The sequence below is a fragment of the Rhodococcus sp. D-6 genome (assembly GCF_040256695.1).
Lineage (GTDB): Bacteria > Actinomycetota > Actinomycetes > Mycobacteriales > Mycobacteriaceae > Rhodococcus > Rhodococcus pyridinivorans.
This window is the reverse complement of the sequence record NZ_CP132970.1, coordinates 2,384,265-2,397,095: the sequence shown is the minus strand read 5'-3', so window position 1 is coordinate 2,397,095 and position 12,831 is coordinate 2,384,265. Positions and strand designations below refer to the sequence as shown.

12 protein-coding genes are annotated in these 12,831 nt (G+C 69.3%); 5 read left to right on the top strand and 7 right to left on the bottom strand.

The features are described 5' to 3' along the window. Positions 1-4 precede the first annotated feature (4 nt). Positions 5-1,069 carry an NAD-dependent epimerase/dehydratase family protein gene (locus RBB84_RS11300; RefSeq protein ID WP_033097111.1) on the bottom strand — a complete coding sequence of 355 codons (1,065 nt, stop codon included), beginning with the start codon at positions 1,067-1,069 and terminating at the stop codon, positions 5-7. 49 nt (positions 1,070-1,118) lie between these two features. After that, positions 1,119-1,508, bottom strand: a complete 390-nt coding sequence (locus RBB84_RS11295; RefSeq protein ID WP_033097208.1) for a membrane protein — start codon at positions 1,506-1,508, stop codon at positions 1,119-1,121. 121 nt (positions 1,509-1,629) lie between these two features. Here RBB84_RS11295 and RBB84_RS11290 point away from each other — a divergent pair, with 121 nt between their 5' ends. Both RBB84_RS11290 and nudC read left to right on the top strand, forming a co-directional pair. Further along, a complete protein-coding gene (locus RBB84_RS11290) occupies positions 1,630-2,718 on the top strand; it encodes a potassium channel family protein (protein WP_006550264.1) in 1,089 nt (362 codons plus the stop codon). Between the two features lie 9 nt (positions 2,719-2,727). Continuing rightward, positions 2,728-3,627 (top strand): NAD(+) diphosphatase, encoded by a 900-nt coding sequence (nudC, locus tag RBB84_RS11285; RefSeq protein WP_006550265.1) that lies wholly within the window; start codon positions 2,728-2,730, stop codon positions 3,625-3,627. Positions 3,628-3,753: 126 nt separating this feature from the next. On the opposite strand, the gene RBB84_RS11280 is transcribed toward nudC, so the two are convergent. Beyond that, a complete protein-coding gene (locus tag RBB84_RS11280) occupies positions 3,754-4,008 on the bottom strand; it encodes a mycoredoxin (RefSeq protein ID WP_024101470.1) in 255 nt (84 codons plus the stop codon). A gap of 121 nt (positions 4,009-4,129) precedes the next feature. On the opposite strand from RBB84_RS11280, the gene RBB84_RS11275 reads away from it, so the two are divergent. Continuing rightward, positions 4,130-6,262, top strand: a complete 2,133-nt coding sequence (locus RBB84_RS11275; protein ID WP_156666057.1) for an ATP-dependent DNA helicase UvrD2 — start codon at positions 4,130-4,132, stop codon at positions 6,260-6,262. Between the two features lie 666 nt (positions 6,263-6,928). Next, positions 6,929-7,255, top strand: coding sequence for a WhiB family transcriptional regulator (locus RBB84_RS11270; protein WP_228044579.1), 327 nt, complete (start codon positions 6,929-6,931; stop codon positions 7,253-7,255). A gap of 19 nt (positions 7,256-7,274) precedes the next feature. Here the strand turns inward: RBB84_RS11270 and RBB84_RS11265 are convergent, their stop codons facing one another. From RBB84_RS11265 to RBB84_RS11255, 3 genes are all read right to left on the bottom strand, one after another. Continuing rightward, positions 7,275-8,600, bottom strand: coding sequence for an AarF/ABC1/UbiB kinase family protein (locus RBB84_RS11265; protein WP_033097113.1), 1,326 nt, complete (start codon positions 8,598-8,600; stop codon positions 7,275-7,277). Beyond that, positions 8,597-9,487 carry a hypothetical protein gene (locus tag RBB84_RS11260; RefSeq protein ID WP_064255714.1) on the bottom strand — a complete coding sequence of 297 codons (891 nt, stop codon included), beginning with the start codon at positions 9,485-9,487 and terminating at the stop codon, positions 8,597-8,599. The genes RBB84_RS11265 and RBB84_RS11260 overlap by 4 nt, the downstream gene beginning before the upstream one ends. Positions 9,488-9,572: 85 nt before the next feature. After that, the gene (locus tag RBB84_RS11255) at positions 9,573-11,018 is read right to left on the bottom strand and encodes a zinc-dependent metalloprotease (protein WP_024101466.1); all 1,446 of its coding nucleotides are present in this window, start codon (positions 11,016-11,018) and stop codon (positions 9,573-9,575) included. 115 nt (positions 11,019-11,133) lie between these two features. Here RBB84_RS11255 and RBB84_RS11250 point away from each other — a divergent pair, with 115 nt between their 5' ends. Then, the gene (locus RBB84_RS11250) at positions 11,134-12,159 is read left to right on the top strand and encodes a PDZ domain-containing protein (RefSeq protein WP_006550272.1); all 1,026 of its coding nucleotides are present in this window, start codon (positions 11,134-11,136) and stop codon (positions 12,157-12,159) included. Between the two features lie 63 nt (positions 12,160-12,222). Here the strand turns inward: RBB84_RS11250 and RBB84_RS11245 are convergent, their stop codons facing one another. After that, positions 12,223-12,828: a PPA1309 family protein gene (locus tag RBB84_RS11245; protein WP_006550273.1), complete on the bottom strand. Its 606-nt coding sequence runs from the start codon at positions 12,826-12,828 to the stop codon at positions 12,223-12,225. Positions 12,829-12,831 lie beyond the last annotated feature (3 nt).

Below are 12,831 nucleotides of genomic sequence, written 5' to 3'. Positions count from 1 at the left end.
AACCTCAGGGGCGCTGCCCGATACCGGTGGCCGCTTCGTGTGCCCGGCGTCCGGCGGTATCGGGTGCAAGGGGAGCGGTGGGCATCCCGGCTCCCTCCCGCAGTCCCGACAGGAATTCCTCGAGGATCTCGGGCGGCGAATACTGCGGTTCCCAGCCCAGTTCTGTGCGGGCGCGCGTGTTGTCGAGCAATGGAAGTTGCAGCACGGTGTCGAGCAGGCCGGGGGAGGCCGGAACGAGATGCGCGTGCCAGGCCGCCCGCACGGCCTTGCGGAGTGCTGCACGCGGTACGTGGATCTTCCTGGCGGAGAACATCTCTGCCAGGAACGCGCCGTCCACGGGCGGTTCCGTGGCGAGGTTGAACGCGCCGCGGACGGGCCGGACGGTCGCACGGACGAAGGCGTCGGCCACGTCGCTCGTGTGCAGTACCTGGGCACGCAGATCCTCGACCAGCGGCATCACGGGGAGCAGTCCGCTGCGCAGCAGGTTTCCCGGGAGCAGGGGGCCGACGAACAGGCGTCGCTGTGAGGTCGCCGATTCGCGCTTGAAGAGGAAGTAGGGCCGCATCCGTACGATGCGCATCTCCGGCGCCCGCAGTTCGAGGGTGTCGAGAAAACGTTCCAGATACGACTTCTCGCGGGGATAGGCGGCACCCGGCCACCCGTGCGTGGGCCAGTCCTCGGTGACGCGATCCGTCGAGCGTCCGGGCGAATAGGCCGCGACCGACGACGAGTAGATCAGCGCGGGAACCTTCTCCGCGGCAGCCGCCTCGAAGACAGAGATCGCGCCGAGCACATTGTTCTCCCAGGTCACCTCCGGGCGGTGCGTGGGTTGGAACAGCCAGGACAGGTGGATCACCGCGTCCGCGCCCCGCACGATGGGGCGGAAGTCGTCGGTGGTGGTGTCGGCGACCGTGAAGGTCGCCTTGGGGGACGTCCATTCCGTCGGTCGTCGCGCGACGCCGACGATCTCGGCGACGTCGGGTTCGCGTCCGAGCGCCTCGACGATCCCGGTTCCCAGATTTCCGGTCGCGCCGACGACGACCACCTTCAGACCACGTGCGGTGTCCATACCGACGCATACCCGCTCGCTGTGACCTCACTCACCGCGTGTGGTCAGCTCAGCGGGAGGATGTGCGGCGGACCTTCAGTGCCTCGGTGACGAGCGGGACCTGCAGCGGGAGCCGGGCGAGCGACACCGCCTTGGCGGCGGGGGAGAGCTTCGGGCTGCGCAGCCACGTCACGGCCATCTGCACGTTGGCGGGGAAGACCGCCAGGAACAGCGCCGCGGCCAGGGAACCGCCGAGGCGCCGGGTGCGGGGCACGGCGAGCGCGCCGGCGACGGCGATCTCCGCGACCCCCGAGGCGTAGGTGTAGGTGCGGGCATCACCCGGCAGGGCGCGGGGCACCATGCCGTCGAACGGTTCCGGTCGCACGAAGTGCAGGACCCCCACGCCGAGAAGTAGACCTGCCAGCCGGATCGCAGAGCGCTGCGACGCTTTCGTGGACATGCGTGCCACACTAGCGCGCGGCGGTACGCTGCGATCCGGTATCGGGCGCAGTTCGTTCGGTACCGCGACGACCGAGGGTGGCCACCAGTGGAGGCCGACAGCAGGAAGGTGGGACACCGCGATGCCCGGGAGGTTGCGTGCGCGGTTCAGCCGCTCCGATCAGCTCACCGAGCGCCCCGACTTCGCGCTCGTCGGTGTGCTGCGCGTACCCCAGGAACAGACGAGTCCCGGACTCGCGATCGCGCGTCGCATCGGCTACGCGTTCGCGGCGCTGTTCCTCGCGGTCGTCGTGGTCTACCTCGATCGCGATGGCTACCGCGACGCCCAGGGCGACGAACTGTCGCTGCTGGACTGCGTCTACTACGCCACGGTCTCGCTCTCGACCACCGGCTACGGCGACATCACCCCGTTCACACCCGAAGCGCGCCTGATCAACATCTTGCTGATCACCCCGCTCCGGGTGTTCTTCCTCATCGTGCTCGTCGGTACCACTCTGTCGGCACTGACCGAGAGTTCCCGGCAAGCATTCAAGATCCAGCGTTGGAGGCGCCGCGTGCGTAATCACACCGTCGTCATCGGTTACGGCACCAAGGGCCGTACCGCAGTCGACGCGATGCTCGGCGACGGGGTACCCCCGTCCGAGATCGTCGTGGTCGACACCGATCCGGTGGTTCTCGAGTCCGCGGCCGGCCAGGGCCTCGTGACGGTCCAGGGTTCGGCGACGAAGTCCGATGTGCTCCGGCTCGCCGGGGTGCAGCACGCGTCGGCGGTGATCGTCGCCGCGAACCGCGACGACACCGCGGTGCTCGTGACCCTCAGCGCCCGCGAGATCGCCCCGCGCGCGAAGATCGTCGCCGCCATCCGCGAGTCGGAGAACACCCACCTGCTGCGTCAGTCCGGTGCCGACTCGGTGGTCATCTCGTCGGAGACGGCGGGGCGACTGCTCGGCATTGCCACGACCACGCCGAATGTTGTCGAGATGATCGAGGACCTGCTCACCCCGGAAGCCGGGTTCGCCATCACCGAACGCGATGTCGACCCCAGCGAGGTCGGGGGATCCCCGCGGCATCTCAAGGACATCGTGCTCGCCGTCGTCCGCGACGGGCGGATGTGGCGGATCGGTTCGCCCGAGGTCGACGCGCTCGAAGCGAACGACAAACTGCTCTACATCCGGCTGGTGGGTTCGTCGCCGGGCGCCATGCGTGGCTAGGGTGCTGATGTGACCGGTTTCGCTCTGTCGGGTACCCCGCTGCTCTCACGTACCGTCGTCGACCGGGCGGAGGAACTGCGTTCGGACGAGGACGCCCTCCGCGCCGGCTGGGCCGGTGCGAAACTCCTGCGGGTCGATCGTCGCAACCAGGTCCGTGTCTCCGACAACGCGCTCGTGCTCGGTGAGGCGTCCGAACTCGGTCCCGAACCGGTCGAGGGCGCGATCTTCCTGGGTATCCGCGACGGACACCACGTCTGGGCGTCTCGCGTCCTGGCGCAGACGGGCACGGTGGCCGATCTGCGGCGCATCGGCGAGCGTCTCGACGATGCCGACGCCGATCTGATGGTCAGCGCGGTCGCGTTGCTGAACTGGCACGACAACGCCGGCTACAGCGCGGTCGACGGCTCGCCCACCCGTCCGACGATGTCCGGCTGGTCGCGGATCAGCACCGAGACCGGACACCAGGAGTTCCCTCGCACCGACCCGGCGATCATCTGCCTCGTACACGACGGACACGACCGGGTGCTGCTCGCCCGGCAACCGGTGTGGCCCGAGCGGCGCTTCTCCGTTCTCGCAGGCTTCGTCGAAGCCGGTGAGTCGCTCGAATCGTGCGTGGTGCGGGAGATCCGTGAAGAGGTCGGTGTCGAGGTGCGCGACGTGCGGTATCTCGGCAGTCAGCCCTGGCCGTTCCCTCGATCGCTCATGCTCGGATTCGCGGCGATCGCCGATCCCGAGCAGGCGCTGGACTTCCGCGACGGGGAGATCACCGAGGCGCGGTGGTTCACTCGTGACGAGGTCCGTGCGGCGCTGGCGACTGGCGACTGGGCGTCCGCCGAGGACGCCCCGCTGTTGTTGCCCGGTTCGATCTCCATTGCGCGCGGGATGCTCGAGGGCTGGGCCAAGGAGTAGCAGGCCGTGCGGTAGAGGGCACTGCGGTAGAGGGCACTGCGGTAGAGGGCGCAGGATCGAGTCGGGCCCGGACACGGGAGAGGCCGGCCGCGACGAACGCGACCGGCCTTACCGGAAGAGCGGGAGCTACAGACCCAGAGCGCGCTGGACCTCGGCGAGCGACGGGTTGGTCGCGGTGCTGCCGTCGGCGAACTTGACGGTGGGCACCACGTGGTTGCCGTTGTTGACGCTGCCGACGAACTCCGCGGCGGCCGGATCCGACTCGATGTCGATCTCGGCGTATGGGATGCCGTTCTGGTCGAGCTGGGTCTTCAGCCGCCTGCAGTAACCGCACCAGGTGGTGGAGTAGACGGTGAGGGCGGGTGCGTCGGTGGGCGTCATGTCTTCGAGAACATCACAGCCGCCGAACATGTTCCGCGACGGGGTGAGCTGTGGTCCTCACCACACCGGGTGATCTCACCGGTGGGCTGCGCTGTCGGCGGTCGCTGTCATGATGGAGGCCATGTGTGCGGATGTGGTGGACGGTCTCGACCCCGAGCAGGCAGCAGCGGTGCTCGCCCCACGCGGGCCGGTCTGTGTACTCGCCGGCGCCGGTACCGGCAAGACCCGCACGATCACCCGCCGCATCGCCCATCTCGTCTCGGCCGGTCACGTCTCCGCGAGCCAAGTCCTCGCCGTCACCTTCACCGCCCGCGCGGCAGGGGAGATGCGTTCCCGCCTACGCGCCCTGGGCATCGGTGGCGACGGTACGCAGGTGCAGGCCCGCACCTTCCACGCCGCTGCGCTGCGGCAGCTGCGGTACTTCTGGCCGCAGGTGGTCGGCGACACACCCTGGCAACTGCTCGATCGCAAGTTCGCGGCGGTCTCGCAGGCGGCGCACCGGTGCGGCTTCCCGACCGACACCGACACCGTGCGCGACCTGCTGTCCGAGATCGAATGGTCCAAGGGCACGCTCGTCGCGCCCGAGGACTATCCCGCCGCGGCCGCCCGCGCCCACCGCACCCCACCGGCCGATCCCGAGCGGGTCGCGCGTGTCTACGAGACGTACGAGCAGCTCAAGACCCGGTCGGGCGACGGGATGTATCTCGACTTCGACGACCTGCTGCTGCACACCGCCGCGGCCCTCGAGGACAACCTCGCGGTGGCCGAGGAGTTCCGCGACCGCTACCGCTGCTTCGTCGTCGACGAGTACCAGGACGTCACGCCGCTGCAGCAGCGCGTGCTCGACGCGTGGCTCGGCGCGCGCGACGACCTCACGGTGGTCGGCGACGCCAACCAGACCATCTACTCGTTCACGGGCGCCACCCCGAAGCACCTGCTCGACTTCTCCCGCCGGTTCCCCGACGCCACGGTCGTGCGCCTCGAACGCGACTACCGCTCCACGCCGGAGGTGGTCGACCTCGCCAACCGCGTGATCGGTGCGGCGCGGGGCCGCATCGCCGGCACCCGGCTCAAGCTCATCGGTCAGCGTCCGTCCGGGCCGGAGCCCACCTTCGCCGAGTTCGACGACGAACCCGCCGAAGCGCAGGCGGTCGCCAAGGCCGTCGCGAAGCTGATGGGCAAGGGGGTCCCGGCGGCCGAGATCGCGGTGCTCTACCGCATCAACGCCCAGTCCGAGGCCTACGAGCAGGCGTTCACGCAGGCGGGTATCCCGTACCAGGTGCGCGGCGGTGAAGGTTTCTTCAACCGCGCGGAGGTCCGGCAGGCGGTCAACGCGCTGCGTCAGGTGGGTACGCGCGACGACCTGCCGGAGGATGCCGGTCGCGGTGCCGGGCTGCGCAGCCTCGTCCGGGCCACCTTGGTGCCGCTGGGCCTGACCGACACCGAACCGGTGGGTGCGCAGGCACGCGAGCGCTGGGCGTCGCTCGTCGCGCTCGTGCAGCTCACCGAGGAACTGCTCGAGCACGAACCCGATCTCGATCTGCAGGGTCTGTTGCGCGATCTCGCGGCCCGTGCCGAGGCGCGCCAGCCACCGACGGTCCAGGGCGTCACCCTCGCGTCGCTGCATGCGGCGAAGGGCCTCGAATGGGACGCCGTCTTCCTCGTCGGACTCACCGACGGCACCCTGCCGATCACTCATGTCACCGGCGACAAGGACACACCGCCCGACGAGGCCGGCATCGAGGAGGAACGGCGGCTGCTCTATGTCGGTGTCACCCGAGCCCGTGTGCACCTGCAACTGTCGTGGGCGTTGTCCCGCACGGCGGGCGGACGTCGGTCGCGGCGACGCTCTCGATTCCTTCACGGGCTCATCCCCGACAGTTCACCCGCGTCGAAGATCGCCGAACCGTCCTCCCCGCGGAAGAAGCGCCCGCAATGCCGCGTCTGTGGCAAGCCGCTCATGGGCACCACCTCGACCATGCTCGGCCGCTGCGAGGGTTGCCCATCCGATCTCGACGAGAATCTGCTGGTCGCGCTCAAGGAATGGCGCCGGGAGCGTTCGAAGGAGATGAAGGTTCCGGCCTACGTCGTCTTCAGCGACAACACCCTCGTCGCGATCGCCGAACAGCAGCCGCGCGACGATCGTGCGCTGGTCGCCATCCCGGGGATCGGGGCGAAGAAGCTCGAGCAGTACGGTGCCGACGTGCTCGCCCTCGTGCGGGGGGAGCACACCGTCGACACCCTCGACCTCTGACGACTACCCGACCGTGTTCATTCGGCGCACAGGCAGAAGTAGTGCCCGGCCGGTCGCGGAACACCCGGAAGGTGCTTTTGTTCGAGCCGTCGTCGGCGCGCAACGCATCGAGCCGAGCCCGAGGACGAGGCGTTCGGCCTCGTCGAGGTCGGGCAGGAGTCTCGTGGTCGCGAGGGACATGCCCTCCGACTTTGGTGCGGGGACGAAGAACGCGGCACGAAACCGCAGGTAGAAAATAACTTGTGCCGATCGTGCTCACGAATCTAGTCTGGATGACGATGTCACGGGAGACGGTCCGTGCGCGACGAGAAAGTGAGGTGGCCCCGATGCTCGGTTTCGATGCTCTTGCAGCGGCAGCGGCCCCTCGTGTCGCTGGGGCCGCCGCTACCACTCGCACCGCCACATCTGTGGCACCCGCAGTGGCAGCCGCGCCGCGTGCACGCCGACGTGTGCACGCCGCCGCCGTCTCGTCCGTGGTCGGAAGTCGATCGGGAACTGTTTCCCGGTAGACCTTTCGTCTCCTCCAGGCCACGGACCCCGCCCAGCGGACCGTGGCCTTTCTCGTTCTCCGGCCGGGTTCGCATCGCATTCCACCGAACCAACGAAGGAGCTCACGTGCCGAGCGAATACCCGTCGAGCCTGCCGAACCGAACGGAAGGAGACGAGATGCGTTGTACCGACATCCTGTCGCGCAGCGACACTTTCGCGGTCTCCCGCAACGACCGCGACCGCGACACCCTGCCGTGCCACGACAACGACCCCGACCTCTGGTTCGCTGAGACCCCGGCCGATCTCGAGTACGCCAAGACGCTGTGTGCGGGCTGCCCGGTGCGTGCCCAGTGTCTCGACGCCGCTCTCGAGCGGGAGGAACCCTGGGGCGTGTGGGGCGGGGAGATCATCGACCGTGGTGTGGTCGTGGCCCGCAAGCGGCCGCGGGGCCGGCCGCGGAAGAATCCGCTGCCCGAACCCCGCAAGGAACTGGTCTGTGCGTGAATACGGTTGCCCGGCTTTGTCACTCCTCGACGAAGCCGGGTAGCCATTCACTGAGGATGCGCATGTACGGTGCCTCGGCGTCGAGCTGAGCGCAGATGCCCACCGAGCCGAGCAGCACCCGGAACACACTCACGTACTCGGGCGGAAGATTCAGCGTCCGAGCCGTCTTGAAGGTCGAACTCGAGAAGTCCGTGGCCGTGCCCGCCACCCGCTGCAGCCATGTGCGGGTGAAGTGGAACGACTCGGTGTGGATCGGGTCGGTGAACGGCCGGAGGTAGTCGGCGATCTCCTCGTCGGTGACCGTGCGGCCGGGCAGGACGAACTTGTTGTCGTAGAGCAGCCGGGTGAGTTCGTCGAAACGTTCCTCGAGGGCGAGTCGGACCATCCGTCCGAGCACCGGCGGGAAGCCGTCGGGCATCGACGCCGTGGCCCCGAAGTCGATGACTCCGAGACGGCCGTCGTCGAGAAGCATGAAATTGCCCGGATGCGGGTCGCTGTGGAGCAGACCGGCGCGCGCGGGCGAACAGAAGTGGAACTCCGCGAGCAGCGCACCGGCCCGGTTGCGCTGCTCCCGCGTGCCACCGCTGATGATCACAGACAGCGGAGTGGCCGAAAGCCATTCGGTCACGACGACTTTCGGGGCGCTCGCGACGACACGCGGGATCACGAACTTCTCGTCGCCGGCGAAGGCCTTCGCGAAGGCTCGCTGGTTGTCGGCCTCGATCCGGTAGTCGAGCTCTTCCTCGGTGCGTGCGGACAACTCGTCGAGCAGCGCACGCACATCGGCACCCGGCATCATCGTGGCGAACAATCCGGCGAACCGGGACAGCGTGCGCATGTCGGCGCGCAGAGCCTCGTCGGCGCCCGGGTACTGGACCTTCACCGCGACCTCGCGTCCGTCCGACCACACGGCCCGGTGCACCTGGCCGATACTGGCCGACGCGACGGGCACGTCGTCGAACGACTCGAAGCGCTCACGCCACTTCGTTCCGAGTTGCTGGTCGAGCACGCGGTGCACGGCTTGGGCGGGCAGTGGAGGGGCCTCCGCCTGCAGTTTGGTGAGCGCCTCCCGATACGGCTCGGCGAACTCCTCCGGGACGGCGGCTTCCATCACGCTCAGGGCCTGGCCGAACTTCATGGCGCCGCCCTTGAGTTCGCCCAACACACTGAACAACTGTTCGGCGGCCTTCGCCGTCATCTCGGCGTCGATCTCCTCCCGATCTCCGCCGGCGAGTCGACGGCCGAAACCGACAGCGGCGCGCCCGGCGATTCCCAGAGGAATGCTCGCGAGCTTGGCAGTGCGGGACGAGCTTCTGCGAGGGATGTCTGGCACGCCCCCCATCATGCCTGACCGACCCGAGCGATGGCCGAGCAGTCGCACCGGGGGTGACGGAACCATCGGCGCGTGACGATGCGGTGGGTTCGCAGGTCCAGTTCGAGTGTGCGGTCGACCGCCGGGGTCACGGACGGATCTGCGGAGAGGAACGCCTCGATCTGGCCGACGGCCATCGCCGCGGTCGCCGACGTCACCGCCCTGCCGGCGTGGCCCTGCCGCCCGTACAGCTGACTCGCCAGTCGCGGCCAGGACGGATCGAGATCGGCCCGCACGAGATCGGCGCAGCGCAGACAACTGCTCCGGCCGGGGAGTACGAACGGGCCGACGATGCCGCGTCCGTCCCTGATCCGCACCGCGAGATGGGGGATACCGGCCCGCACGAGCATGTTCACGAGATGGGGGTCGGGCACCTGCCCGTCGGCGAGGACGACACAGTCGGCCGGGTCCTGCAGTTCGTCACCGGACGACGAGCGCACCCACCGCACATCCCATACCGGGAGATCCTCGACGATCGCCGAAGCGAGCGGACCCGAGCCGTGAACCCGCACCCGCCGCGGTCGCGCCGGACCGTGCGACGCGGGGACCTGCCGGACCGCACCCGTCGCGGTGAGCTCATCGAGCACCTGCCGGACCCGTCCGGACGGAAGCCCGCGCTCGGCTGCGACGTCCAGCACCTCGTCGAGGGTGAGCCGGCCGTCGAGCAGTCGGACGAGAACGCCGAGGTCGAAGCTGTCCATGCCCTGGGGTGGCAGGACGACGGTCGCGGTGCCGGGACCCCAGCCGAGCTGGAGCGAGCCGTCGGACCGCTCGAGCACGGCCAGTTCCGGATCGACCCGGAGAACCGCAGCCTCGGCCGGCGCGGGATTCGTGGTCGTCTCGCGCGATGCGGTGATCATGGAGACAGACTGACAGTATCCGCGCCCGTGGACGGCTCACGAGGAGCAGTTTGTCCACAGGCGCGGGTGCCTCTATCGGGTCGTTCTAGGAGGTGCTGTCGTCCCCGGGCCGGTCCTCGCCGGATCCGTCCTCGGCCGCGCGATCCCGTTCGGCCTGCTCACGTTCCATGGTCGCCTGAAGCTGGGCGATCGGATCCTCGAAGGCTCCGGTGCCACCGCCGATCACACGATCGACGAAGGCCGTCGGGTTGTCGAGATCCGACGAGTCCGGCAGCAGGTCGGGATGCGCCCACACATGGTCGCGGGCCTCGGTGCCGGCGTCGGTGGTGAGGCGTCGCCACAGCGCAGCGGCCTCGCGCACCTTCCGGGGCCGGAGCTCGAGGCCGACGAGCGTAGCGAAGGTCTGCTCGGCCGGTCCGCCCGTGGCGCGGCGACGGCGCAGGGTCTCGGTGAGGGCCGAGGCACCCGGGAGCCGCTCGCCGAGCGCGTCGGCGACGACCGTCTCGACCCAGCCCTCGACGAGCGCGAGCATCGTCTCGAGTCGTTCGAGTGCGGCCTTCTGCTCCGGGGTGGTCTGGGGTTCGAACGCGCCCTGCTTGAGGATTTCCTCGAGCTTGGACGGGTCGGTGAGTGCAGACGGGTCGAGTCCCTGGGCGAGATCCTCGATCGACGACATGTCCATGCGGATGCCGCGTGCGTACTCCTCGACGGTCGCCAGCATCCGCTGACGCAGCCACGGCACGTGGCTGTAGAGGCGCTGATGGGCGGCCTCGCGTGCGGCGAGGAAGACGAGCACCTCCTGAGCGGGCTGCTCGAGTCCTTCACCGAAGCTCTCGACCGCGGCCGGCAGGAGAGCGGCGGTGCCCTCCGGGCCGAGGGGGAGACCGATGTCGGTGGAGGTGAGCACTTCCTTCGACAACTGGCCGAGGGCCTGGCCGAGCTGGGAGCCGAAAGCAACCCCACCCATCTGCGAGAACATCCCGAGCATGGGCCCGGCCATCGCACGGGCCTCCTCGGGTAGACCGTTCAGCATCATGCCGTTGACCTGCTCGGCGATCGGATCGCACAGGCGCTTCCACGTCTCGAGGGTGTTGTCGAGCCAGTCGACGGGCGTCCACGCCACGACCTTCGACGCACCCGCGGGCAGCGTGGTGGCCGCGTCGAGCCACAGTTCCGCGAGGCGCGCGGCGTCCGTCACGGCGTCGGCGGTACGGGGCGAGACCGGGTCGACGGACCCGATCTGCTGACGTGCGAGCTTCGTCGCGATGTCGTAGTTGACCGGACCCGAGCCGCCGCCGGAACCCATGGCGCTGCCCATACCGGCGAGCATCTGGCCGAACTGGCTGAGCATCTGACCGAACTGCGCGGGATCGAAGCCCTGACCGCCGAACGGGTTGTCGCCCCCACCGCTGCCGGGGAGTCCGAATCCGAAGGGCATGCCGCCACCGGCTCCGCCGCTACCGGAACCCTCGTCCTTCCTACGGTCGGGGTCGTCGTCGGGATTCGAGAATCCGAAGGGCGTGTCGCTCATGTATCCAACGGTACAAGGCGTCCAGGGCGGGGACCGGCGTCGTGGTCACGCTCATGGCGAACACGACACGGTCGTGGTGTGAAGGGGGTGGTCGGGCGACCGTTACCCTGGCCGGGTGAATCGTCGCTACGTCCTGCCGCTCGCGCTCGTGCTCCCGATCCTCGTCATCGTGGTCGTGGCGTTCAACGTCCGGGCGCCGTACGTGGCGCTCGGCCCCGGCCCCGTCTTCGACACGCTCGGGGAGATCGAGGGCACCCCGGTCGTCGCGCTCGAGGGGATCGAGGAGGACGAGACCGAGGGCAGTCTGTTCATGACGACCGTCGGGGTCACCGACAATCTCACCCTCGCGCAGACCTTCACCGCCTGGATCAGCGGGCGCTACGGCGTGGCGCCGCGCGAGCAAGTCTACCCGCCCGACCGCAGCAAGGACGAGGTCCAGGCCGTCGACCAGGCGCAGTTCGCCCAGTCGGAGCGGTCCGCCGAACTCGCCGCCCTGCACTATCTCGACCTGCCGGTGACCCTGCGGATCGCCGAGGTGGGCCAGGACGCCCCTGCCGCCGGGTTGCTCGAGGCGGGCGACCGGATCGTCGCCGTCGGCGGCGAGGAGATGCGCACGGCCGGCCAGGTCCAGCGCGCGGTCGGCGACGTGCCGCCCGGTGAGTCGGTGGACGTCACCGTCCGGCGCGGCGATGCCGAGGAGTCGTTCGACGTTCCTGTCGGTTCCCGGCCCGGCGACCCGGACAAGGGCTTCCTGGGCATCGCCACCGAGGAGGTTCCCGAGGTGCCCTTCGAGGTCACCTTCAACCTCGCCGACATCGGCGGACCGTCCGCCGGCCTGATGTTCAGTCTGGCCGTGGTGGACAAGCTCAGCCCGGGCCTGCTCAACGGCGGTCTGGACGTCGCCGGTACCGGCACCATCGACTCGGACGGGATGGTCGGTCCGATCGGCGGGATCACCCACAAGCTCACCGCGGCGTCGGAGGACGGCGCGACCGTCTTCCTGGTGCCCGCCGAGAACTGCGCGGAGGCGCAGAGCGGCGCCCCCGAGGGTGTGCAGCTCGTGAAGGTCGAGACGCTCGAGGGTGCGATCGACGCGCTGGCAGCGATCGCGGACGGACGCGACGCGCCCGCCTGCAGCTGATCCCGCCCGTCGGCAGCCGATCCCGCGCGCCGCACGGGGGCCGGCAGTGCGGTGATCGCCCTCTCAGTAGTCGTCGTCGCTCGCCTCGAGGGTCGCGTACAACGCGGCCACGACGTGCGGGGCGAGGTTGTCGTAGGTCCGCAGTTCAGTGCCCGCGAACGGATCGTCGTCGTCGAGGGGGCGCAACTGAAGGAGCGAGAGTGACGGCCCGTCGCGCAGGACCGCGGAGATGAGGCGGGCGGCGCGTCGTTCCGGGTGACTGTGCGCTGCGAGCCGGGCCGCCTCGTCTGCCGCGTGGGCGTCGGCGAGCAATGGCGTGAAGGCGTCGTCGAGTTCGTTCTCCGCGCTCGGCGGCAGCACGACCACCTCCTGCACGAGAGCGCACCCGGCAACCGATCCGGGCCAGGTGGTCGTGGCGAGGAACTCCTCGAGTGCGGGACTGCCGCCCTCGACGTCGTCGGGGAAAGATTCCTGCGCGATCGGGGTGTACTCGTGTCCCTCGTCGAGCTGGTCGGCGAGGGCGGGTTCGGCGGCTGCGAGAAGCACGGTCGGGACGAGCGCGAACATGACGGGAGGGCGGTCCCAACCCTCCGCATCCGCGAAATCGATGATCTCGTGGACGGCGCGCGCGAGTCCTTGTTCGGAAGGTACGGGAAGACGTTGGTTCACCGG